Source organism: Dactylosporangium sp. CA-152071, from assembly GCF_050936335.1.
Classification (GTDB): domain Bacteria; phylum Actinomycetota; class Actinomycetes; order Mycobacteriales; family Micromonosporaceae; genus Dactylosporangium; species Dactylosporangium maewongense.
Genome location: NZ_JBNJMZ010000001.1, coordinates 8,682,311 through 8,703,919, shown reverse-complemented (window position 1 = coordinate 8,703,919; position 21,609 = coordinate 8,682,311). Strand labels below are relative to the sequence as shown.

The window sequence follows — 21,609 nt, the reverse complement described above, 5'->3', positions numbered from 1 at the left end:
AGGGTCATCGTGTGGGCATGTATCTGCGGACGACGCAGCGCCGCAACAGCGACGGGTCCACGGTTCGGTACCTGCAACTGGCGCACAACCATCGCGTCGACGGGGTGACGCAGGCCGAGGTGCTGGTCAACTTCGGTCGCGAGGACCTGCTCGACGTGGCCGGTCTGCGCCGCCTGGTGGGTTCGATCAACCGTTATCTGGGCGAGGAGCCGGTGGACTTCGCCGGGACAGCCGGCGGTGGCCCGCTGACCGTGGTCGAGTCGCGTTCCTGCGGGTCGGTGTGGCTGCTCGACGGGCTGTGGAAGGCCCTCGGCATCGACAAGGCCCTGGGTGAGGTCCTCGACGGGCGCCGGTTCCGCACGCAGGTCGAACGCGTGCTGTTCGCGCTGGTGGCCAACCGCGCGGTGGCGCCGGCGTCGAAGCTGGCCGCGGCGGAGTGGGCATCGTATGACGTCGCCGTCCCCGGACTGTCCATGATGGACGCCGATCAGGCGTATCGGGCGATGGACCTGCTCATCGACGCTGACGCCGGCGCGCACGCGACCGTGCAGGAGACGGTGTTCTTCGCCGTGGCCGACCTGCTCAACCTGGAAGTCGACGTGCTGTTCTTCGATTATCCGGCTAATCGACGGTCGGCTTTGGCTTTGGCGGCGTAGGCGCGAGCTATCTGCTTGTGCGTTGGCCTTCGCGTTTGATGGCGCGGAGGTCTTCTTCGTGTCGGCGGACCTTGGCGGCGACGGCTTCGAGGGTCTGCCGGAGCTGGTCGAGTTGGGTGGCCAGGCTGGTGACGGAGAGGGTCTGCTGGTCGGGGCGGCGGTGGGTCTCGACGATCTCGCGCAAGTCGCGGCGTCGGTAGAGGGTGGCCCGGCTGATCCCGGTCTGCTCGGCGACGGCGGGGAAGGTGACCCGGCCGTGCCGGGCGAGGTCGGTGCAGGCGGCGCGGACCTGGGCGGACAGGTCGTCGGTCTGGGCGTTCATGCGGGCTCCGTGTTGGCCAGGTGGGCGTCGAGGCGGTCGAGCAACCGCCGGTGGCGGGCGGCTTCTTCGCCCCAGCCGCGGGCCTCGGCATCGGCGGCGAGGATTTCGACGTCGGCGCGCTGGGTGGCCAGTATGGTGCGGAACGCCGCGTCGGTGCGGAAGTTCGGACAGTGTTCGCAGATGTTGGCGTAGGCGCAGGAGCCTTGTGCGGCGGTGCGCAGGCAGTAGCCGCCGGCGAGTCGGGCCTTGATCAGTGGGGTGTCCTTCCAGTCGCTGCCGCCGGTGACGTCGATGATCGGCAGGGTGGGGCGGCCGGGCAGGGCGGGACCGTGGTGGGCTTTGGCTTGGGCGAGGGCGTGCTCGTATTCGGCGCGGACGGTGGCGTCGAAGAGTTTGGCGTAGCGCAGGCTCATCGCCGCGCTGGTGTGGCCGAGCAACTGCATGAGCGCCTGCAGGGAGCAGCCGGCGTTGATCAGCGCGGTGGCCCAGGTGTGTCGCAGCTGATGCGGGGTGATCCGGTCCAGGCCGGCGGCCTGGGCGGCGCGGGCGAGCTCGGCGCGCAGCGCGTGGACCGAGACGCGTTTGCCGTGGTGGGTGAGCAGGAACTCGGTAGGTCTGCCGGTCTTCGGGTGCGGCAGTGGCCGGCCTGGGCTGCGGCTGGCGGCGATGCGGTCGACGACGGTCAGGGCGTCGTCGTCGAGTGGCACCATGCGTTCGGTGTCGAGTTTGCCCAGCGGGACCTTCAACCATGCTCCCTGTCCAGGGATCTCGTGGACGCAGTCCAGTTCGAGGTCGACCAGTTCGCCGACGCGGAGCCCGGTGGCGCGGGCCAGCAGCAGCGCGTCGGCGAGTAGCCGGTTGGGTGAGTGCTGCAGCGCCTCGCTGAGGCGCCGGTCGGCGTCGACGGGCACGTAGCGCGGCAGCGGCCGGGGGGTCTTGGGCACGTCGCGGGGAAAGACCAGTCGGCGGGGTGGGGCGTCGGGCCAGCCCCAGTCGGTGATGTCGGTCAGGAACCGGCCCAGGGTGATGACCCGGTTGCGTTGCTCTCCGACCGAGATGGGCTGTCCGCCGCGAAGCCTGCCGGCGGCGACGGCGGCCAGGTAGGTCTCGATGTGCGGTTGTCGCTCCAGCTGGGCGAGTGAGTCCAGGCCAGGGTCGATGGCGGCCAGGTGCCGGCCGAAGTGGGCCAGCCGGATCGCGATACCGTCGCATGTGGACGGTGCGTGGGTGCCGATCAGGGCGGTGGTGTAGTCACCCAGCCGGGCGGCCAGCCAGGCGGGCACACCACCGAAGTGGTGGGCGTGGCCGGTGTGGTCGCGGCGGCGCCGGTTGGGTGGGGTCACCTCGATGATGCCGAGATGGAACAGTGTCGCCCAAGCGGCGTGCAGGAAACCGCGGTCGTTGTCCCCGCCGCCGCCCCGGGCAGCGGTGTGGGCGGTGAACGCCGTACCGAGCTCGGTCAGGTCGGCCACGGTCAGTTCGTGCATGGGCCGGCCGGTCTGGATCAGCAGCCGGGCCAGCACCCGTTCGGCGGCGCGGGCGCGCACGTGGGCGGAGAACCCGAGGGCGGTAGCCGCCTCGGCGAAACCGGTCAGGTCTGCCTCCAGGCGTGTGCCGCGGGCCAGGTCAACCAGCCCGGCGAACTTCCGTGCCACCAGGTAGTCGTATCCGGGGCGCAGCAGGTCGTGCAGCAGCAGGAAGGTGATGAACGGGCGGGTGTGCGCATCGGCTGCCAGCATCTGCGCCAACGGCTGGTCGGCGAATGCCTGCGGATGCGGCCACCGGGACAGGAACCTCACCGCCGCGTCGTGGTAGCAGCGGTTACCGCGGCCCCGCCCGGCAAGCCACGCCCCAAAGCCGGCCAGTAAACGTCCACTATGGACAGCCGCGGCCGGCCGGGGCGGGCGGTCAGCCGTGGCGTTGGCGAGCGCGGGCATCGTCGAACGCGGCACGCACGTGCGCGGGTGCGAGGTGAACATACCGAGCGGAGGAGTCGATGTGGTCGTGGCCCATCAACGCCTGCACCACCGCCAGGTCGACGCCGGCCTCGGCAAGGGCAGTGCCGAACGTATGGCGTAACGCGTGCGGATGGCCGGCCGGCACGCCAGCGCGGTCGCGGTGGTAGCGGAACACCGCCCGCAGCCCCTCCGCGGACAGCGACCGGCCCCGGTGCGAGCCCTTCGCCACCACGAACAGCGCGGTCACCTCGGTGTCGGGCCGTTCTGCCAGCAGGTAGGTCTGCACCCAGCCGGCCACCTCGGCGTCGACGGGCACCCGGCGTTCCTTGTCGCCCTTGCCGATCACCCGCACCCAGCCGCGGGGGATGTCCACATCGGCGACGGCCAGGCCAAGGACCTCCGCCGAACGCAGGCCCGAGAACAGCATCAGCCCCGCGATCGACCGGTCCCGCCAGGTGCGGAAACTGTCCAGCAGCGCGGCCACCTCGCCACGGTCCAGGCCACGCGGCAACCGCCGCGGCTGGCGCACCCGCAACCTCGATGCCGGCCGGGCCCGGGCCAGATGCCCCAACATCCCGCCGCGTTCACCGCGTGCGGTGGCCCGCCGTTGCGGCCCGCGCGGCACCGGGTTGACCGCTGCCGGGTCACGCATCGCTGTGAACTCGAACAGGCCCGAGACCGCCGCCAGCCGCCGGTTGACCGTCGCCGCCGCGTAGCCGACGTTGCGCCCGTCGCCGATTGAGTACACGTTGCCGCCCGGCCGACCCCGATACGTCGCGGTCCGGCAGAACGCCAGATACCGCAGCAGCACCGGCGTGTCCACCTCGGCCAGCTCCACATCCTCAGCCATCAGCCACCGGCACCACGCCAACAGGTCGAACGCGTACGCACGCACCGTGCGCGGCGAGTACCGCCGATCGACCAGATAGCCCAGATACTCGTTGACCAGCCCGAACCCGGACGCGGCCGGACCGACCAGCGTCCAGCCGCCGGCGTGTTCCTCGACCCGCAGGCCGCCCTCGTCACTCATGGGACATGTCTCGCAGCCAGACCATCTCCGACGCAAGAACCACAACTATCGTGGGCGTGTCGCCTTCCGTTCCAATCACCGATTAGCCGGTTAAGAGGGATACCACCAGCACGTACTTCGAACTCGACGACGAGGACGGCGCCGATGGCGGCGCTGTGTCCACGCTGCGCCGGTTCGGTAAGAGCAAGGACCACCGGCCCGATCTGCCGCAGGTCGTCATCGGCCTGGCCGTCACCCGTGAGGGCATCCCGGTGCGCTGCTGGGTATGGCCGGGCAACACCACCGACGCGACGGTGATCCCGCAGGTCAAGGACGATCTGCGTGGGTGGCGGCTGGGCCGGGTGGTCACCGTGGTCGACCGGGGGTTCTCCTCGGATGCCAACCTGGCCTACCTGGCCCGGGCCGGTGGCGGGTGGATCGCCGGGGAACGGATGCGTGACGGCAGCGCCGACGCCGCCGCGGCCCTCGCCCGGCAGGGCCGCTACCAGGTCGTGCGGGACAATCTGCGGGTCAAGGAGGTCACCGTGGACGCGACACCGGGCAAGCGGTGGATCATCTGCCACAACCCGGTCGAGGCCGAACGCGACCAGGCCACCCGCGAGCGTCACCTGACCCGCATCGACGCTGAACTGGCCCGCATCGCCTCCGCCCGCGCGAAAGCGCAGGCGAAGGCCGCCAAGGCAGGCCGGATCGCCGCCGACGATGCGCACCAGCGGGCCGAGTGCGCCCTGCGCGATCATCCGACCCTGGGCCGCTACCTGCGTCAACAGGCCAACGGCCGACTCGTCGTCAACCGGGCCAAGGTCGCCGAGGAAGCCAAACTCGACGGCAAGTACCTGCTGTCCACCAACGACCCCCACCTGTCCGCCGAGGACGTGGCGCTGGGCTACAAGAACCTCCTCGAGGCGGAACGCAGCTTCCGCGACATGAAGCAGGTCATCGAGCTGCGACCCGTCTACCACCGCCTCGACCAGCGCATCCAGGCCCATGTCCTGCTCTGCTGGCTGGCGCTGCTGCTCGTGCGGGTCGCCGAACGGCGCACCGGACAGACCTGGAACCACATCAACACCCAGCTGTCACGGGTGCACCAGGTCCTGCTGCAGAGCCCCGACGGCCACATCGTTCAAACGACATCGCTCAATGCATCACAGCAGGCATTGTTCACCGCCGTCGGCGTGCCCAAACCACCGCGAATCACCGCGATCCACCCCGCCTGACCAGGTCAACGCGTAGGCACACGACCACCCGGCCCCACCACGCCCATTTCCGCAGCCCAAACCCACAATTCACCATGATCGTCTGCCCACCAACTGCGGAACGCGAGTTTAGCCTCGATCCGTGGATCGGCTGCGGCGTTGGTCTTTGGGTGGGGTGTAGTTGATCTTGTTGGGGTTGAGGGCGTGGTGGTGCTGCTGGCCCGCCGCGCCAGCGTGCTCGGGTTTCGTGTGGTCGGTTGCGGGTGGGTGTTGCGTTGCGGTGTGCGCGGTGGGGGCCGCTGGTCAGGTGAAGACGGCTTTCCAGAGGGCGAGCCAGGCGTGGGCGCGGGGCCAGAGGGTGGGCAGGTGCAGAGTCGGGCGGCGTTGCGGGCGGGCCAGCCGTGCGGGGATGTTGATCAGGTGGGTGCGCAGGGTGGCGCCGCGGGCGGTGGCGTAGCGGGGGATGCGGGTGAGGGTGCCCGCGGCGCGGAGCAGGTTGTGACAGATGGCGGCGAGGATGGTCCAGGCGGCGTTGGCACCGAACTGACCGGAGGGTTGGTGGGCCCAGGGGCCGTCGATGAGGTCGGACCAGACGGTTTCGCAGATGGCGTGTCGTCGGTGGGTGATGTCGGCGTCGGCGGTGGGTTCGGGGTTGTTGGTGAGGAATGGGTGGTGGCGCCAGACGGGGAACAGCGGGTCCTGGGTGTTGGCGTCCAGGACACGGCGCACGATCAGTCGGGCGGTGACGCGGTGGTGGCTGTCGGCGAACGCGGTGAAGGTGATTTCGGCGACCTGGGCGTCGGAGATGAGTGCGCCGGTGTCCGGGTCGGTGACCGCGCCGGGGTAGTGCACCGGTGTGTACTGCTCGTCGTCGATGGCGGCGATCGCGGCGTTGACGGTGCTGGTTTTGGTCAGGGTGAAGGAGAACCGGGCTCCGGCGTTGCGGACTGCGGTGATGACCTTGCCGTTGCCGTAGGTGTCGGCGCTCACGGAATTCGGCTCTGGCACTCATCCGGTGATCGACTGATCTTGATGGTTTGATCGTTCCCTTGTGGAGCTTGTTGGCGCGTTGTTCCCGCATCTGCATGGCGTTGTGGTGGACCGGGTTGTGTTGGCGGAGTCGAGCGTTCATGTGGAGGCGCGGTGCGTTGTGTCGGCGGCATCGTGCCCGAGCTGCCGCGGGACGTCTGTGAGGGTGCATAGCCGGTATCGGCGTCGGTTGGCCGATCTGGCGATTGCTGGGCGTCGGGTGCTGATCCGGCTGATGGTGCGCAGGTTCTTCTGCACCGATGCCAGCTGCGACCGGAAGATCTTCGCCGAGCAGAGCGGCCTGGCTTCACGGTATGCACGTCGGACCCAGTTGGCCGGCGGCGTCCTGGAGACTATCGCTTTGGCGCTGGGCGGCCGGCCGGGTGCGCGGATGACCGACGCGCTCGAAGTCCCGGTCAACCGGATGACGTTGCTGCGTATCATCCGCCGCATCCCAGACCGCCCAGTCCAGGCGCCGGAGGTGCTTGGCGTCGACGACTTCGCGATCAAGAAAGGTCAGAACTACGCGACCATCCTGCTCGATATGGCGACGCACCGGCCGATCGACGTGCTGCCCGACCGCAGCGCGGACGCGTTCGCCGACTGGCTGCGCCAGCATCCTGGCGTGCGTGTCATCTGCCGCGACCGCGGCGGCAACTACGCGATCGGCGCCCGAGCCGGCGCCCCGAACGCGATCCAGGTCGCCGACCGCTACCACCTGTGGGCCAACCTCGGCGAGGCCGTCGAGAAGACGGTACTGGCCCACCGGGCCTGCTTGCACCCGCCCGAACCCGCCGCCGAGGAGCAGCCCGAACCGGCACCCGTGCAGACCGCACTTGCGCCTGACGGCGTCCGTGACGTCCACGGCCGCGAACGGCGCCTGGTCACCCGAACTCAGGAACGCTACGCCGCAGTGCAGACGCTGCTGGCCCAAGGCAAGTCCCTCAGCGCGATCTGCCGGGAGCTCAACCTGGAGCGGGGAACGGTCAGACGGTTCGCCCGCGCCGAAAGCCTCGACGAGCTGCTGTTCAAGGCCACGCACCGGGTGACCAAACTCGACCCGTTCAAGGCCTACCTGATCGAACGCTGGAACCACGGCCAGACCGACGCCGCAGCGCTGTTCCGGGAACTGCTCGAGCAGGGCTACCGCGGCGGCAAGCTGACCGTCCGACGCTTCCTGCACCAGTTCCGCGGCCACCACCACATCCCGCAACCCGGGCCACGCCCGATCAAGCCGCGCCACGCGACCCGATGGATCATGACCAGACCTGACCGGCTCACGGATGCCGACCGCGCCTATCTTCGCCAGATCCGGGACCGCTGCCCCGAACTCGACCGCACCGCCGAATACGTGCGCGCCTTCGCCGTCATGATGACCGGACGGCAAGGCGGCAACCTCGAACGCTGGCTCACCACGATCGAGGGCGACGACCTTCCCGCACTGCGATCCCTCGCCATCGGCATGCGCCGCGACCAGGACGCCATCACCAACGGCCTCACCCTGCCCCACAGCTCAGGAGCAGTCGAAGGCGCCGTCACCAGAGCCAAGGCCATCAAACGCGCCATGTACGGCCGCGCCAACCTCGACCTGCTCCGCAAACGTATCCTCGCCCAGCACTGACATCCCCATCCGCCGATCACCGAATGAGTGCCAGAGCCGAATTACGTGAGTTCAACCCCGGGGAATTCCACGGCCCCGGCGTTGTTCCGGCTTGAGGTGTTCTGTCCGTGTTGAGGATCGGACAGGGCGGGAGTTGTGGGACGAGCGCGACTTCTGATGATCTTTTGGGTGTCTAGTCCTGAAGATCATCCGTGGAGTCGCGCTCGTGTCGTCATCTTCCCTGATCGACCCTGTTGTTGGCCACCTTGCTGATCTGGCGTTGTGGGAGGCCGAACTCGCCGCGGACCGGGACGGCGTCGATCCGTTGTCGGTGGCGTCGCCGCTGGTGCAGCGGTTGCGGCAGGTGCCGGACCCGCGCCGGTTACGAGGGCTTCGCCATCCGCTGCTGGTGGTTCTGGTCCTGACCGCGTGCGCGACGCTGGTGGCGGGCAACGACTGCGTGACGGCGATCCGGCAGTGGGCGGCGCGGACCCCGCAGGATGTCCTGCACCGTCTCGGAGCTCGGCGTAACCCGCTGACCGGCCGGTACCTGGTGCCCAGCGAACGCACCTTCCGGCGGGTCCTGGCCGGCCTGGACGGTGACGCCCTGGATGCGGCGACCTGCGGCTACGCCGCCGACGTGGTGCGTGGTGACGCCCCGCCTCCGGTGATTGCCGCCACCGCTGACGAACCGGCCGAGCGTGAGCAGCGCCGCGCCGCGGTCCGGGCGGTAACCCACCCGGCGCCGGCAGGGCTGCTGCCCGCGGTCGCGATCGACGGGAAGCTCTTGCACGGCACCCGCACCGAAGCTGGGCAGGTGTTCCTGGTCGCCGCGGTCACCCACGAGCGCGGGGTGATCCTGGGTCAGCGCCAGGTCGGCGACAAGCGAGGCGAGACCACCGTGATCCCCGACCTGCTCGCACCCCTGGACGTGGCCGGCATGCTGCTGACCCTCGACGCGCTGCACACGACGAAGCAGACCGCCCGGCTGATCACCGGACCGCTGAACGCCCACTACCTGCTGATCCTGAAGGGTAACCAGCCCCTCGCGCTGCAGGCCGCGCAAGCGCTGCTATCCGGCACCGACACCGAGTTCGCCGACCGCACCAGCGTCACCGACGATCGGGGACACGGACGTACCGAACGCCGGACCCTACGCGTCGCACCCTGCCACGACACGGTGTTCCCCGGCGCCCGGCAAGTCTTCCGGCTACGCCGCGACACCGGCGGCCTCGACGGCGTACGCACCAGCAAAGAAATCATCCACGGCATCGTCAGCCTCGACGCAGAGCAGGCCACCCCGGCACACCTCAACCACTACGCGAGAGGGCACTGGACTGTCGAGGACCGTCTACATCGGACCCGGGACGTGACCTTCCATGAGGACGACTCCCAGCTCAGAACCGGCACCGCACCACGCGCTGCGGCCACCTTCCGCAACCTGGCCCTGAACACCTTCCGCCTCGCCGGACGCGCCAACATCGCCCACGCCCGCCGCGACCTACACGACCGCACCGACACCTTCGCCGTCTACGGCATCTAACCTTGAGATTTAACCAACGGCCCGGGCGATCAGAAGATCGTCCGGGCCGTTTCGGTGTGTCGCAAGGATATGGGTACGGCCACCCGTGATCATTCGGAGTGCTGAAGCTTCGAAGGATGCGGGGTGGCCGTGGGGCCTACTATGCCAGGTTTGCAGGCTGTGGTGGCAACAGATGCCTCGGTGTGTCGTGCGGCATTGGTCGCGTTCCGAGCCGGATTGTATGCGTGCTTCAGCAGACGCGCGGACGCGTTGTTCGAGCTCGTGGATGCGGTGTTGACCGCTGATGGTCCGGTGGACTCCCTGGTGGAACTGTCGCAGGAGAAGGTGTTCCGGCGTGGACACGGGGCGTTGTATGACGCGCTGGCCTGTGGTGATCTCGACGTTGAACAGCTGGCTGGGCTGATCGCGTCGTCGTGGCAGCCCGCCGACGACGGTCCGGTGAAGATCGCGGTGGATACCTCGGCGTGGCCACGGCCGGACGCGGTGACCTCTGCGGGGCTGTGTCACTGCTACACCTCCTGCCGTTGCGACGGATCCCGCAAGACGATTCCGGGCTGGCCGTTCTCCTTCGCCGCCGGGTTGGAGTGGGGTGCGTCGTCGTGGACCGCGCTGCTGGACGTGGTGCGTATCGGCCCGGACGACGACGTGACGGTGGTGACGGTCGCCCAGATCGCCAATGTGCTGGCCCGTCTGGAGGAGGCCGGGACGCTCGCGCGGCGGCCCGCGCCGGTGTTCACGTTCGACTCCGGATACGACCTGACCCGCATCACCTATCTCGCCGGACTCGACGGTCTGGGTGTGCAGGTCCTGGGTCGGGTGCGCAGCGACCGGGTGTTCTACGCACCGGCACCCAAGCGACGCAAGGACGGTCGGCCGGGCCGGCCCAGGAAGCACGGCAGCCGGTTCGAACTGTCCAAGCCGACAGCGCTTCCGGCGCCCGATCAGCGGCTGCGTGGGCAGAACCCGCGATACGGCGAGGTGATGGTCAGCGCGTGGCACGGGCTGCACCAGAAACTGTCCAGACAGGCCGGCTGGACCGACTTCGAGGGGGTGCTACCGGTCGTGGCTGGCACCGTGATCCGCATCCAGGTCGAGCGTCTGCCCGGCAACCGGGCGCCGCAAGACCTGTGGCTGTGGCACACCGCACCACCGGGCACCGTCTTTGACCTGGACCTGCTGTGGAAGACCTACCTCCGCCGGTTCGATGTGGAACACACCTTCCGGCTGCTCAAGTCCACCCTGGGCTGGACCGCCCCGCAGATTCGTACTCCTGAGCAGGGTGAACGCTGGACATGGCTGATCCTGGCCGCGCACGCCCAGCTGCGGCTGGCGAAGACCCTCACGACTGATCTACGCCGTCCCTGGGAGAAGACGATCCCTGCGGGGCGGTCGATGACCCCTGGACGGGTCCGCCGGGGTTTCCGTAACCTGCGCCGGCATCTGGGCACTCCGGCCGGTAGGCCGAAAACCACCAATCCTGGTCCCGGCCGTCCCGTGGGTAGCACCCGGCCTCCGCGAACCCGCTACCCAGTCGGCAAGAAGAAGTCCACAGTGGACACACCAAAAGTCAACAATCAGGCACTCAAGGGATAAAACTCAAGCTAACAAACCGTGATCAAAACCGACAAAGAAGAACAACGCCGGGGCCGTGCGGGGAATTCCGTGAGCGACGACAGCCACCAGGGCGGCGATTGCGCCCTGGTGCAACCCGAGGACTTCGACCCTAGAGCTCAGGCCCTGGCCCTTGAAGCAGCCGCACTCATGGGCAGTGAGGTCGCCGGGATCAACGTTATCCAGCACTGGACCAGTGGGCAGTGGTTCATCCTTGACGCCAACGTCAACCCGGCCATCGCCGGTGGCGCTTTTGTGGAACAGAAGGTAGCCGCGTACCGGTCCTACCTACGCGATCGGATACGGCAGGCGGCCGCTCGCCCGGCCCAAGTCCACCCCTTCCACTTCTGATCACGATCGAGTTCCGGCCTCGATCTGACCATCCAGAACCATGGGCCAGATGAGGCAATCCCTGCAACACATTGATCATTTGCGGCATTCCGACCATCGAAGGATCAGCACGGCCTGGTCATGGCAGGACGATGCCCGCGTCCTGGCGTCGGTACCCGCCGATCCCGTTCGACGGCCAGCAGCGTCGTCGTGAGCAGACGAGTCCTCCAAAGCGGGGCATCGCCTCGTGCTGCTGCGTCTGACTACCATCAGGTCGTGTAAGTCAGCAGCGGTGCGACAGCAGCCTCACTTCCGTGGAAGATTCACCGATCGCATGCTGGTCGATCTCCGGCCAGGTCGCCTGCCGCAACCTGGTACTGCTGCGGCCGAGGCCGTCGGGCCGCCAAGCGGAGCCTCCCCGTGCCGGGCAGCTCGGTCTCGAAGAGCTGCCGCATCATGCCGAAAGCGAATTCCTGCTCCAGCTCGCTGCCGCGAGCGGTGAGCAGGAGGGTGGCCGCCGATCGGCGAAGGGGGCAGGAGGCGTCCACACCGCGTCCCCCGGCGCACCTTTCTGGATGCCGTGAACCTAGCCGCCGGGCAGGCCGTTCTACTGACGTATGCCGCTTGTCGGTGTGTTGAGTGCGAAGGAGATCTTGTGAACCATCCACCGGAGAAGACGGCCGGCCTGCGATCAGGAGCGTCTCGGCGGCGCTGGCTGGTGCGGATGCTTGTCGCATTAGGGGTGCTGACCGCCGCAACGCTGGCTGTGCCAGTGGCGGCGTACGCGGGGCCAGCAAACCCCAACTTTCTGCGCAACTGGGAGACTGGGCGCTGCATTCAGGCGTACACATCTGCAGCGGTAGCGACACAACCGTGCAATTTCAACAACAACGATCAAAAGTGGCGTCTCACTATGGTCGGGCAGTCCAGCGACAAGCATCACGTGGTGAAGTTCAAGAACATCGGGACCGGGTACTGCCTCTCTTACTACGACTACCTGTCAGGGGCCGCCCAGCTCTTTCTCGACAACTGCAGCGACCCGAACCCGAACCCGTGGGGCTACCTCTCGAAGACTTGGTGGAGACTCAAGGGAAGCTCGTACGACCAGTTTGAGATGACCTGGCAGTTCATGCATAGCAAGTGCGTGGATAGCAACTACGCCGGACACCAATACATCATTCCGTGTAACGGTGGCGGGTTTCAGAAATGGCGATTCGGCTACTGAACCCTGATCCGCCGATGCGATTGACGTGAGTGTGGCGGGCGGGCTGAGATGGTGCCCCCGCGAGGTGGAATGATAGAGGCTCTTGAGGCTTCTATCGTTCAGTTCGAGAGGGCACCGTCGAGGTGAGGTTACCGCAGGGCGCGGCACGGATGCGCGCATCGTTCGATGATCCGAGTCTGGTGTCGTGTGCGGGGTTGGAACCGGTGATGCGGCTGGCCGACTCCTGCGGCCTGCACGCGATGGATGCGACCCTCAGCAAGTCCTATCTTGCCAGCTCAGGTGTGCCACGAACGTTGATGGAGGTCCTATGTGGACAGTGCCTCCAGAGGCGGTGCTGCGTGGAAGATGAGGGTTTGGCCCCTCGGAGCCGCCCTGTGGGGGGAGGCTCCAAGCCGCCACCTGCTGCGTTGGCTGAAGACCGTCGTGGTGAGCGAGGTGGAAAAGGCGCTGTTCAAGCGTCAGGCAGGGATCGGGAAGGCGTTGCGTCACAGCCTGTGAAGTGTCGAAAGGGAAATGGTTGACATCGAAACCGGGGCATCTGAACTGCTTCGGGATGAGTCTGGCGGTTACCCACTTACTGGCCAGGCGGTGTCCGGCATATAGGCGGCGTGAGCTCGATCTGCGGCTTTCACGTGGAACGTGGGAAGGCGAAGCCGATACGGCTGTCCGGGGTTGACCGGGCGGCGAGAGGGAGCGTTCCAGACCGGTAGCTCCGGGAGGAACTGAGTACCGATGCGGCAACGCCGGCGGACTGGCCCGTAGTAGTGGAGAAGCTCCTGCTTGACGCGGTGGGGGTGGAGCGAAGGGGCCAGGTCATCCGTGGTTCGAAGATTCGATCAACCAGGCCCGGTCCGGGTCGGGGAGGAGTCGGGTGGCCGAGCAGAAATCACCAGGCAAGCCGTTCGAGATCTCGAAGATGGAGGTCTGGCGGGCGTGGGAGAAGGTCAGGGACAACAAGGGTGCCGCTGGGATCGACCGGCAGTCGGTCGGCGATTTTGAACAGGATGTTCACAACAACCTGTACAAGATCTGGAATCGGATGTCGTCGGGGAGCTACTTTCCCCCACCGGTCAAAGCGGTGGAGATCCCCAAGGTCGGGGGTACCAGAACGCTGGGGGTGCCTTCGGTCGGGGACCGGGTGGCGCAGACCGTGGTCGCGGCGAGGCTGGAAGCTCGGATGGAACAGATCTTCCATCCGGACTCCTACGGCTATCGTCCCGGCCGGTCGGCGCTGCAAGCAGTCGCGCGGACCAAGGAACGCTGCTGGCGGATGGACTGGGTGGTGGACATGGACATCGCCAAGTTCTTCGACAGCGTCTCGTGGGACCTCATGGTCAAAGCCGTGGAGGCCAACACCGACCAGCCGTGGATCATCTTGTATGTGAAGCGGTGGCTGGCGGCGCCGATGGTCACTGCGGACGGGACCGTGATCCACCGGGAGCGGGGTACCCCGCAGGGGTCGTTATGTTCAGCTGAACATAATGAACCTTATGAACAGTGCTGGGTTATGCGCAGCGTCGGCCTGTCGGTCCTGGTCAGGGCGGAGCTGGGGGTCGAGCGCTGCGCATAACGCGTGGGTGTTCGGGTCAGAGGTTGGTGAGCCAGTCGAGCAGTCCGGGGTCTTGGTTCCATTCGGACAGGTCGTCGGAGGTTGTGTCGGTGTAGGCGGCTTCGAGGGCTTTGCGTTTCGCTTCGGTCGAGGCGCGGGCGTAGATCTCGGTGGTGGACAGGTCGATGTGTCCGAGGATGTCGCGGATGTAGGGCAGGGGGACGCCTGCTTCGTAGAGGTGCATGGCCTTGCTGTGGCGCAGGGTGTGCGGGCTGACGTCGGCGCCGGCGAGTTGCGGGTTGTCTGTCCTGGCCAGGTATTTGCTGATGACCCAGGCGATGCCGCCACGGCTGAGCTTGCTGCGGTGCTGGTTGAAGAACACCGGGTGGTCGTCGTGGCCGGGTCGGTCCAGGCGATGTTCGGCCAGGTAGGCGGCCAGGATCGCTGTCGTGTTGCCTATCAGGGGGACGTGGCGTGTCTTGCGGCCTTTCCCGGTCAGGGCGGCCATGGCGGGGGGTTCGAGACGGATGTCGCGGACGGTGAGGTCGGCGATTTCCTGGACCCTGGCGGCGGTGTCGTAGAGCGTGGCGAGCAGGGTCGCGTCGCGTCGGCCGCGGTGGGTGGACCGGTCGGGTTGAGCGAGCAGCAGACGGGTCTGCCCGACGGTCAGGTGGTTGACGCCCGGGCGGGCCTGCTTCTTGGTGGGGATGGCGAGGATGTCTTGGTAGCAGGCCATCCGGGCTGGGTCTGAAGTTCCACCCCAGGATCGGACACCGGGGTTTCATGCCGCGAGGGCGGTGGTCTGACCGTAACAGACGCGGGCCTCGTACGGGGTTCGGTGGCTGAGTGTCGAATGTAGACGGTTGCGGTTGTAATAGGCAAGGTACGCGAACACGGCTCGGCGCGCGTCGGCCCGGGTGGCCCAGACCCGGGTGCCGATCTCGGCTTTCAGGGTCGCGAAGAACGATTCGGCGACGGCGTTGTCGTAGCACGATCCGACGCGGCCCATCGACCCTCTCATGTGGAGCGACTTGAGCGTGGTGCGGAACTCGGTCGAGGTGTACTGACCGGTTTCAACCAGTCGTTGCAACACCACTGTCCTGAGTGGACGATAACAGGTCGTTGAGGGCTTCGCCGGGAGTCCTCCACCCGAGTGCCTTGCGTGGCCGGCTGTTCAATGTTGCCGCCACCGCCTCGAGTTCGCCGGTGTTCCAGCGGGCCAGGTCCATACCTTTGGGAAAGTACTGCCGCAGCAGCCCGTTGGTGTTCTCGTTCGTGCCGCGCTGCCACGGACTGTGCGGGTCGGCGAAGTAGACCTGCACGCCGGTGTCGATCGTCAGCTTCGCGTGCTGGGCGAGTTCCTTGCCGCGATCCCAAGTGAGCGTGCGACGCAACTGCTCGGGCAGGGCGGTGATCGTCGCGGCGATCGCTTCCCGGACGGCTTCAGCGCCGTGCCCGGCCAGGGCCGGGCCGTTCTTCGACCGCGCTTCGACGCCCCAACCGTCCATGCGGGGCAGGTGCAGCAGCATGGTGAAGCGGGTGGTCCGTTCCACGAGGGTGCCGATCGCGGACCTGTCCAGCCCGATGATCAGGTCACCTTCCCAGTGCCCCGGCACGGCCCGGTCCTCGACCTCGGCCGGACGCTGACTGATCATCGCTTCAGGGGTGACCATACCGTCGCGGCGTAGCCGGGCCCGGGCGCGCGGCACCCGCAACGCGCGGCCGGTGCGCAGACACGCGACCAGTTCACGCTTCAGCGCGCCCCGGCCCTGGATGAACAGCGATTGGTAGATCGCCTCATGCGAGATGCGCATGGACTCATCATCCGGGAAGTCCAGCTTCAACCGGTTGCTGATCTGTTCCGGGCTCCAGGCTGTGGCCCAACGACGGTCTTCCCGGCGGGGCTTGTTACGTCCCTTCCAGGCCCGAGCCGTCGGCCCGGCCACGAGCTCGCCACCGGCCCGGCGCACCGCCCCGGACAGTCGGTCCTGCACGTACTCGCGCAGCCGCGGATTGGACACCAGCTTGGCGGTCTTCGGGCGCTTGGCCGCCTGCTGCGCCTTCCACTGCGCCACCACGGCCCGATACTCCTGCCTGCCGGCCCGGGTCGCCGCGTTGCGCCGCAACTCACGCGAGATCGTCCCCGCATCGCGCCCGATCCTGCGGCCGATCTCCCGCACACCCGTGCCCTGCGCCCGCAGCAGCGCGATCTCCTCGCGCTCGGCGAAGGACAGATAGCGGCCCGAAGGCTCGTCCAGGCTGATCGGCGGCATACCGCCAGCGTGACGAAACCACCGCGCCCCAACCGGCCACGACACGCCAACGGCAAGCGCCGCCTCGACCGTCGTAACCCCCGTCGCGATCAGCCGCCAGAACTGCCGCTGCACCGCGCGCGAAGGCTCAGGCCGACCCGGCGACCGCATCGGCGCCCGCAGCGCCCGGTCCGCCGCCCACTGCCTCCGCGCCCCCTCCGGCACCTGCTCCAACTTCATGTTCCGGCCCATGCACACCTCCGTGATCAAAGGTGTTGCGACGACCGGTTGAAACCGCCCTGGGAGCCGCGGTCGGAGTGGAAGATGGCCCGTGGCTTGACCAGACCGCGCCGGTGGGCCAGCTCGACCGCGTCGCACACGAGGTCGGCGCGCATGCGCTCGGCCATCGCGTAGCCGACGACCTCGCGGTTGAACAGGTCGATGGTGGTGGCCAGGTAGAGCCAGCCTTCCTGGGTGGGCAGGTAGGTGATGTCGCCGACGAGGCGGTGCCCTGGAGCGGGCGAGGTGAAGTCGCGGCCGATCAGGTCCGGCGCGGGCGCGGCGGTCGTGTCCTGCTTGGTCAGCGACCGCCGTCGGCGGCGGGTGATGCCGACGATGCGGCGTTCCCGCATGATCCGCTCGACGCGCTTACGGTTGACCCGGCGGCCGCGCCGGCGCAGCTCGTCCGTCACACGCGGCGAGCCGTAGGAGCCCTTGTGCTCGCCGTGGATGGTGCGGATCTCGGCAGCGAGGTCGTCCTCGGCCTCAGCACGCTCCTGACGGGCGGGCTGGGCAGCGACCCACTCGTAGTAGCCCTGCCTGCGACCGACCGCCAGAACGCGGCACAGCCGCGTGACGCCATAGGTGGCGTGGTGCCCGGAGATGAACCGGTAGCGGTGGATCATCGACCCATCTGACTCGAAAATATCCGCGACCACCGGCTCAGGCTGCCGCGATGGGGTCGAGGCGGACGGTGTAGCCGAGGTTGTTGAGTTGGGTGACGAGTCGTCGGGTCTGTCTGGCGGTGCCGGCGCGTTCGGTGAAGTAGTTGGCGCCCAGGTCGTGGTAGGCGACGTCGTGTGTGAGCATGTGCCAGATCGCGATCAGCATCGAGTGCTGAACCGCGACGATCGCGCGTTTCTTACCGCGGCGGGAGGCCACCCGTTTGTATCGGGCCGCGAGGTAGGTGTCCTTGGTGCGGGTGACCGCCAACGCGGCCTCACCGAGCGCGGCTCGCAGCGCGGCGTTGCCGTTGCGGGTCTTGCCGGACAGTTGCTTGCCGGCGGACTCGTTGTTACCTGGACACACCGCTGCCCACGAGGCCAGATGGCCGGCCGACGGGAACACCGACATCGTGACACCGATCTCGGCGATGACCACCTCGGCGATGCGGGTGCTGATCCCGGGGATCGTGGCGAGCAGGTCGGCTTGACGACGCATCGGCGTGATGTGGTCGCTGATCCGCGCCGAGATCCGCTCCACGGTCAGGGCCGCGGCGTCGATGCGGTCCAGCATCGCGCGGACCAGGAAGGCGTGGTGGTCGGTGAACCGTCCGGTCAGCGCCTCGACCAGCTGCGCCCGTTTGGACTTCATGCGTCGCAGCGCCATGTCGGCCAGCACCTGCGGGTCACGTTGCCCCGCGATCATGGCTTCCAGCATCGCCCGGGCGGACTTGCCGAGCAGATCCGCCACCACCGCGGACAGCTTGATCCCGGCGTCTTCCAGCAGCTTCTCCAACCGCGCGATGTCCCGCACCCGTTCCCGCACGACCTCGGTGCGGTAGCGGGTCAAATCCCGCAACTGCCGGATCGGCGCCGGCGGCACGAAGCTTGGCCGGACCAGACCGTGCTGCACCATCCGGCAGATCCACTCCGCGTCGATCACATCGGTCTTGCGCCCCGGCACGTTGTGCAGGTGCCTTGCGTTGAGCAACTGGACGTCGAACGCGTCTTCCAACGCGTAGTACGGCGGCTTCCAATACGCTCCGGTGGCCTCCATCCCGACGGTGGTGATTCCTTCAGCGGCCAGCCAGTCCCGCAGCCGCAACAGATCACCGGTCATCGTTGTGAAGGTGCGCACCTCGACCCGCCAACGGCCGTGCGCGTCCGGCACCCGGATACATGCCTTGACATCACGCTTACCGACATCGATGCCTGCGCATCGCACAACGATGACCTCCACCAGCACCCTCCGACTCGCGAATCATCCGAACCGCCCAGGGGCACCCGACAGGCCGAAGAATCTGACTCACGTGCTCGAAGCAACACTGCGGGGAGCCTGTCACGCGGGCACCCAGCGTCATACTCCTTCTCGGGCGCGCAGCACCACGATGGAACGACGTCGCCGGGCGGCCCACCATTTTCTCCCCGCGGGGAGGCGCGCAGCGCCCGGACTACTCCTTCGCAAAATACTGAGCCGCCTTACGGAGAATCTCCTTCTCCAGCTCCAGCTCAGCGACCTTCTTCCGCAACCGGCGCAGCTCCTCCCGCTCATCCGCGCTGACCTGCCCGCCGCGCTCGGAGCTGCCCCCGCCGCCCGCGCCGGCCTGCTCAGCCCGCTTGGCGACGTTCACCCAGTTGCGCAGGGTCTCGTGGTTCACGCCGAGCTCTCGGCCGATCTCACGAATCGTCCGGCCAGGCGACGAGCGGACCAACTCGACCGCATCCCGGCGGAACTCCTCGGGGTACTTCGATGGACGGGGCACCAGGACATCCTTCCCCAGACCAACTGTCTGGTTTCAGGGTGTCCGGTCCGCAGGTGGAACTTCAGTCCTCGGTTTGCATCCAGGTGCAGAACGAGCTGATCGCGGCCAGTCGCTGGTTACGCGTCGACGCGCTGTTGTGCCGGCTGGCCTCGAGCCATTCAAGGAACCCGGTGATAGCGGCGGCATCGACGTGATCGAGGGTGAGCTTGGCTGCGGGGATTGACCTTTCGTCGCGCAAGTAGGCGATCAGGAGTTTGAACGTGTCGCGGTAGGACGCGACCGTGTTGGGTGAGCAGCCGCGCATCCCGGCCAGGTGCGTGGTGAGGAAGCGGCGCAGGAAGACCGCGAAGTCAGTAGCCATGGCACGGCCCTGTGGTGAGGGGCGGGACGACGTCGCCGGTGGCCTGCTGGACTCGGGCGGTGACGTCCGGGTAGGACTCGGCGGTCAGCCTGAGGTAGTAGGCGGTGTCGGCGATCGAGGAATGGCCCAGGTAGGTTTGCAGGACCGGCAGCAACGCGCCGACGTCCTGGCCGTGGGCGAACCAGGAACGCAGGTTGTTGACCGCGAAGGTATGGCGGAGATCGTGGACGCGGGGGCCGTGGCCTCGACCACCATGAGAGATGCGGGCCTGCCACAGAAATCGGCGGAAGTTCTTGTCGATGTTCCCGAGTGTCAGCGGCTTTCCGGCCGTGCCGGGGAAGAACCAGTCTGCGCCCGAGCGGCCGGCGACGTGGGCGTGGTAGTCGGCGAGCCTCACGCGCAGCGGCGCACTGACGGGCACCTGCCGGTCTTTGCCGCCCTTCGCGTCGCGGATCTGCAGCACGCCGGTGGTGATGTCAACGTCGTCGACGCGCAGCAGGCGGGCTTCGGAGGCACGCAGCCCGCAGGCGTAGATCGTGCGGAACAGCACTGGCATGACCAGATGCCGGAACGGGACCTGGGAACAGGAGTTGCAGCGGTCGGTCTGGGTGAACAGGGCCGCCAGTTCCTGATCGGTGTAGATGTGCGGGACGTAACGGCCGGGTCTGGGCAGCGCACCTTTGGGCAGGACGTAGGCCGGCACGCCCTGGCGGTGAAGCCACCGGGCCAACTCCCGCACCGGCGCGGCCAGGCCCTGCAGGGTCGCCGGCGTGACTGCGCGCCGCCGGGCGGCCGCGAGCCACGCCTCGACCGAAGCCTCGGTGGGCGCGGCCAGTCCGGGGAACTCGCTGCGGCAGAACGCGGCGAACCGGGCCAGCACCCGTTCTTCGGCTGCGTATTTGTAGCCGAGGGCGCGTTTCTGGGCGACCAGCGCCGTGATCGCGTCGGTCATGGTGATGTCGGCGCTCATCGTGACGCCTGCTGCACCGGCGCGTCCGGGTCCAGGGCGCACGTGGCTAGCAGACCCAGCGACGACTTCAAATACACGCCAGTCGACTGCACCGACCGGTGACCGAGGATGTCGGCGATCTGCTCGACCGGCGTGCCGTCCTCCATCAACCGAGTGGCCAGGGTGTGCCGCAGCGAGTGCATGCCGTGGCGGCGTTGCTCACTCACCGCAACGTGCGCCGCCCGGGCGTGCTTGACCAGGATCTGATGCAGATGGTCCTGCTCGGAGAACGGTCCGATCGGAGCGTGGTGCCGCAGGAACACCTGCGGGTAGTCGCAGACCGGCCGACCATGACGGATGTAGTCGATCACCGCCCAGCCGACCTCTTTGAGCAACGGCAACTGCACCCGGTGCCCGGTCTTGGCCTGCGCCACGCTCAACCGGTTGCCCGGCCAGTCGAAGTCGGCGAACTCCAGCCGTCTGACATCCACGCCGCGCAGCCCGAGCCTGGCGATCAGCACAATAATCGCGTAGTCCCGCTTCCCGCACGGATTGCCCCGGTCGATCGCGTCCAGGATCCTGGCCACGTCGCCGGGATCCCACACCGACGGGACCCTGACCCGCTTGCTGGACCGCACCGCCGGGACCGCTTCCAGGACAGCGGCGTCGACCAGGCCGCCGGCGCAGGCGAACCGGAGGAAGGACCGCACCGCGCACAGTTTCTGCTCGACAGTCTTGACCTGGTATCCCGCGAGGGTGGCGACGAACGCCTGGAGCGTCGCGGCGTCGCAACGAGCCAGCCCGCCATGGGTGCCGGCGAACGCGACGAACTCCCCGGCCACCGTCGCATACACCCGCACGGTCGATACGGCGCGGTCAGCGGAGCGCAGCCACGCCTGGAACCGCACGACCGCGTCGGCGCCCTCCCCGTCCAGCTTGGCCACGGACCGGGAGTAGCGGCGCAGCACCGCCCCGTGCAACGCGTAATCGCCCAGCATCTGCGCGACCCTGAACAGATAGATATCATTCGGTTTGAGCGCGCCCGCCCGCTCCTTGTCGAAGAAGCCACACGCCTCATCGACCCACGCCATCGCCACGTCCAGGAAGAACTCCTCGACGCCACGGGCAGCGAAGAACCTCTCCATCCGGCGCCAGCAGCCCCGATACCAGACCAACGTCGAGTCCTTGTAGCCCAGACGCCGCAACTCCGCGTCCAAACCCGACACCAGCGCAGACACAGCCGTCATCACAGCCGACCTCCGATCACGCGAGCCGGCACCATGCCGACCCTGAT

Annotated in this window: 18 protein-coding genes and 3 pseudogenes; 8 read left to right on the top strand and 13 right to left on the bottom strand. The window is 67.8% G+C overall.

The window, feature by feature from the left end:
- Positions 1–17 precede the first annotated feature (17 nt).
- Positions 18–614, top strand: a pseudogene (locus ACQEVZ_RS39345) (IS1634 family transposase); the annotation flags it as partial.
- A 49-nt stretch (positions 615–663) separates the two neighbouring features.
- Here the strand turns inward: ACQEVZ_RS39345 and ACQEVZ_RS39340 are convergent.
- The 3 genes from ACQEVZ_RS39340 to ACQEVZ_RS39330 all read right to left on the bottom strand — a co-directional run bounded on the left by ACQEVZ_RS39340 (position 664) and on the right by ACQEVZ_RS39330 (position 3,966).
- Positions 664–978 carry a DUF6262 family protein gene (locus tag ACQEVZ_RS39340; RefSeq protein WP_433376127.1) on the bottom strand — a complete coding sequence of 105 codons (315 nt, stop codon included), beginning with the start codon at positions 976–978 and terminating at the stop codon, positions 664–666.
- A complete protein-coding gene (locus ACQEVZ_RS39335; RefSeq protein ID WP_433376032.1) occupies positions 975–2,777 on the bottom strand; it encodes a tyrosine-type recombinase/integrase in 1,803 nt (600 codons plus the stop codon). The genes ACQEVZ_RS39340 and ACQEVZ_RS39335 overlap by 4 nt, the downstream gene beginning before the upstream one ends.
- A gap of 109 nt (positions 2,778–2,886) precedes the next feature.
- On the bottom strand, positions 2,887–3,966 hold the full coding sequence (locus ACQEVZ_RS39330) for a tyrosine-type recombinase/integrase (protein WP_433376035.1): 1,080 nt from the start codon (positions 3,964–3,966) through the stop codon (positions 2,887–2,889).
- 98 nt (positions 3,967–4,064) lie between these two features.
- Here ACQEVZ_RS39330 and ACQEVZ_RS39325 point away from each other — a divergent pair.
- Positions 4,065–5,183 (top strand): annotated as a pseudogene (locus ACQEVZ_RS39325) (IS1634 family transposase); the annotation flags it as partial.
- 282 nt (positions 5,184–5,465) lie between these two features.
- Here the strand turns inward: ACQEVZ_RS39325 and ACQEVZ_RS39320 are convergent.
- Positions 5,466–6,137 (bottom strand): annotated as a pseudogene (locus ACQEVZ_RS39320) (transposase); the annotation flags it as partial.
- Positions 6,138–6,213: 76 nt separating this feature from the next.
- On the opposite strand from ACQEVZ_RS39320, the gene ACQEVZ_RS39315 reads away from it, so the two are divergent.
- The 6 genes from ACQEVZ_RS39315 to ACQEVZ_RS39290 all read left to right on the top strand — a co-directional run bounded on the left by ACQEVZ_RS39315 (position 6,214) and on the right by ACQEVZ_RS39290 (position 14,070).
- Positions 6,214–7,812 carry an ISL3 family transposase gene (locus ACQEVZ_RS39315; RefSeq protein WP_433371632.1) on the top strand — a complete coding sequence of 533 codons (1,599 nt, stop codon included), beginning with the start codon at positions 6,214–6,216 and terminating at the stop codon, positions 7,810–7,812.
- 205 nt (positions 7,813–8,017) lie between these two features.
- Positions 8,018–9,334, top strand: coding sequence for an ISAs1 family transposase (locus ACQEVZ_RS39310; RefSeq protein ID WP_433376076.1), 1,317 nt, complete (start codon positions 8,018–8,020; stop codon positions 9,332–9,334).
- Positions 9,335–9,475: 141 nt separating this feature from the next.
- Positions 9,476–10,927, top strand: coding sequence for an NF041680 family putative transposase (locus ACQEVZ_RS39305; RefSeq protein ID WP_433359946.1), 1,452 nt, complete (start codon positions 9,476–9,478; stop codon positions 10,925–10,927).
- An 18-nt stretch (positions 10,928–10,945) separates the two neighbouring features.
- Positions 10,946–11,296 carry a hypothetical protein gene (locus ACQEVZ_RS39300; RefSeq protein ID WP_433376124.1) on the top strand — a complete coding sequence of 117 codons (351 nt, stop codon included), beginning with the start codon at positions 10,946–10,948 and terminating at the stop codon, positions 11,294–11,296.
- Between the two features lie 634 nt (positions 11,297–11,930).
- Complete coding sequence (locus tag ACQEVZ_RS39295) at positions 11,931–12,500, top strand: RICIN domain-containing protein (RefSeq protein WP_433376121.1); 570 nt, start codon at positions 11,931–11,933, stop codon at positions 12,498–12,500.
- A gap of 871 nt (positions 12,501–13,371) precedes the next feature.
- Complete coding sequence (locus tag ACQEVZ_RS39290; protein ID WP_433376118.1) at positions 13,372–14,070, top strand: reverse transcriptase domain-containing protein; 699 nt, start codon at positions 13,372–13,374, stop codon at positions 14,068–14,070.
- A 16-nt stretch (positions 14,071–14,086) separates the two neighbouring features.
- Here the strand turns inward: ACQEVZ_RS39290 and ACQEVZ_RS39285 are convergent, their stop codons facing one another.
- From ACQEVZ_RS39285 to ACQEVZ_RS39245, 9 genes are all read right to left on the bottom strand, one after another.
- Entirely contained in the window at positions 14,087–14,785 is a 699-nt protein-coding gene (locus ACQEVZ_RS39285; RefSeq protein WP_433376115.1) for a tyrosine-type recombinase/integrase, read from the bottom strand.
- Between the two features lie 45 nt (positions 14,786–14,830).
- A complete protein-coding gene (locus ACQEVZ_RS39280; RefSeq protein ID WP_433376112.1) occupies positions 14,831–15,058 on the bottom strand; it encodes an integrase core domain-containing protein in 228 nt (75 codons plus the stop codon).
- Between the two features lie 64 nt (positions 15,059–15,122).
- A complete protein-coding gene (locus tag ACQEVZ_RS39275; RefSeq protein WP_433377241.1) occupies positions 15,123–16,541 on the bottom strand; it encodes an IS30 family transposase in 1,419 nt (472 codons plus the stop codon).
- A 26-nt stretch (positions 16,542–16,567) separates the two neighbouring features.
- Positions 16,568–17,206, bottom strand: coding sequence for an IS3 family transposase (locus ACQEVZ_RS39270; RefSeq protein ID WP_433376109.1), 639 nt, complete (start codon positions 17,204–17,206; stop codon positions 16,568–16,570).
- A 37-nt stretch (positions 17,207–17,243) separates the two neighbouring features.
- Positions 17,244–18,482: an IS110 family transposase gene (locus tag ACQEVZ_RS39265; protein ID WP_433376106.1), complete on the bottom strand. Its 1,239-nt coding sequence runs from the start codon at positions 18,480–18,482 to the stop codon at positions 17,244–17,246.
- 211 nt (positions 18,483–18,693) lie between these two features.
- Positions 18,694–19,005 (bottom strand): transposase, encoded by a 312-nt coding sequence (locus ACQEVZ_RS39260; protein WP_433376103.1) that lies wholly within the window; start codon positions 19,003–19,005, stop codon positions 18,694–18,696.
- 61 nt (positions 19,006–19,066) lie between these two features.
- Entirely contained in the window at positions 19,067–19,366 is a 300-nt protein-coding gene (locus ACQEVZ_RS39255; protein ID WP_433376100.1) for a site-specific integrase, read from the bottom strand.
- Entirely contained in the window at positions 19,356–20,336 is a 981-nt protein-coding gene (locus ACQEVZ_RS39250; protein ID WP_433376097.1) for a tyrosine-type recombinase/integrase, read from the bottom strand. Before ACQEVZ_RS39250 ends, ACQEVZ_RS39255 begins: the two co-directional genes overlap by 11 nt.
- On the bottom strand, positions 20,333–21,562 hold the full coding sequence (locus ACQEVZ_RS39245) for a site-specific integrase (RefSeq protein ID WP_433376094.1): 1,230 nt from the start codon (positions 21,560–21,562) through the stop codon (positions 20,333–20,335). The genes ACQEVZ_RS39250 and ACQEVZ_RS39245 overlap by 4 nt, the downstream gene beginning before the upstream one ends.
- Between the last annotated feature and the right edge of the window lie 47 nt (positions 21,563–21,609).